Source organism: Vibrio sp. Vb0304 (assembly GCF_033338995.1).
Lineage (GTDB): Bacteria > Pseudomonadota > Gammaproteobacteria > Enterobacterales > Vibrionaceae > Vibrio > Vibrio alginolyticus.
The window spans coordinates 1-1,372 of the sequence record NZ_JAWOTT010000139.1 but is presented as its reverse complement, the minus strand read 5'-3'; the positions used below and the strand labels follow the sequence as shown (position 1 = coordinate 1,372).

The 1,372-nt window shown below is 47.3% G+C and carries 1 protein-coding gene and 1 pseudogene; both read left to right on the top strand.

Annotation, left to right across the window (positions count from 1 at the left end; all coding sequences use genetic code 11):
- Positions 1-554, top strand: a pseudogene (locus tag R7P35_RS24465) (transporter); the annotation flags it as partial.
- Between the two features lie 56 nt (positions 555-610).
- Positions 611-1,372, top strand: a 762-nt coding sequence (locus tag R7P35_RS24460; protein ID WP_318092936.1) for an oligogalacturonate lyase family protein, incomplete at its 3' end; no start/stop codon positions are given.

Genomic DNA, 1,372 nt, shown 5'->3' with positions numbered 1-1,372 from the left:
CACCAATCCTAGTTCCATTGTTCCTTGGCATCATCATTCGCAGAACGCCGAAATGGGCACCATGGGCAACAGTTGTGGTTGGTATGTTTGTCTCTTGGTCAGTGGTGAAAATCTTCACTCCAGAATTTGTTGGTAGCTGGTTCGGTATGGATGAGCTAACACGCCGCGAAGCAGGTGAAATGCGCACAATGATCACCATTGCTGCTCACCTTGTCTTTACTGCTGGTTTCTTCTGCCTATCGACTCTGTTCTACAAAGAAGAAACAGACACGCACAAAGAGACAACGGCGGAATTCTTTAAAGATGTGGACACCGAGTGTGTTGCAGAAGAAGGCCAAGACATTGTTGACCGCATGCAACGCGCGAAATTGGGTACGCTGGTTATCTACATGGCCGCAGGTTTAACACTGATGGTGTTGATTCCTAACCCACTATGGGGCCGCCTATTGTTCCTTGCCTGTGCAGCGTCAGTCTTTGCTGTGGGCTACGGCTTGAAGAAGAGTGCCAAGCTAGACACGCAGCCCTCTAAAGTAGCCGCGACAACGACCCAATAAGCTGAATTTTTGTTTTTGCGGCCCTCGCTTGGGCAGCCCTTTTGTGGAGATATATTATGGCTAAAGGTGATGTGATTACTCTCAACTTCGAAACGTTTGTTGATAGTGATACCCAAGTGAAAGTGACGCGATTAACGCCAACGGACGTGATTTGTCACCGTAACTACTTTTACCAGAAGTGCTTTACTCAGGATGGAAAAAAGCTGCTGTTTGCAGGTGATTTCGACGGAAATCGCAACTATTACCTGCTTAACCTTGAAACGCAACAAGCAGTCCAACTGACGGAAGGTAAAGGTGACAACACCTTTGGCGGTTTCATTTCGACGGATGAGCGTGCATTTTTCTACGTGAAAAACGAACTGAATTTGATGAAAGTCGATTTAGAAACGCTGGAAGAACAAGTCATTTATACGGTCGATGAAGAGTGGAAAGGCTACGGTACTTGGGTGGCAAATTCTGACTGTACCAAGTTAGTTGGCATCGAGATTTTAAAACGTGATTGGCAACCGCTGACATCGTGGGAAAAGTTTGCCGAGTTCTACCACACCAATCCAACTTGTCGCCTAATTAAAGTGGATATCGAAACCGGTGAGTTGGAGGTGATCCATCAAGACACTGCGTGGCTGGGTCACCCAATTTACCGTCCGTTTGATGACTCAACGGTTGGTTTCTGTCATGAAGGTCCACATGATTTGGTGGATGCGCGCATGTGGCTGGTCAATGAAGATGGCAGCAACGTTCGTAAGATCAAAGAGCACGCAGAAGGTGAATCGTGCACGCACGAGTTCTGGATTCCAGATGGCAGCGCAATGGCTTAT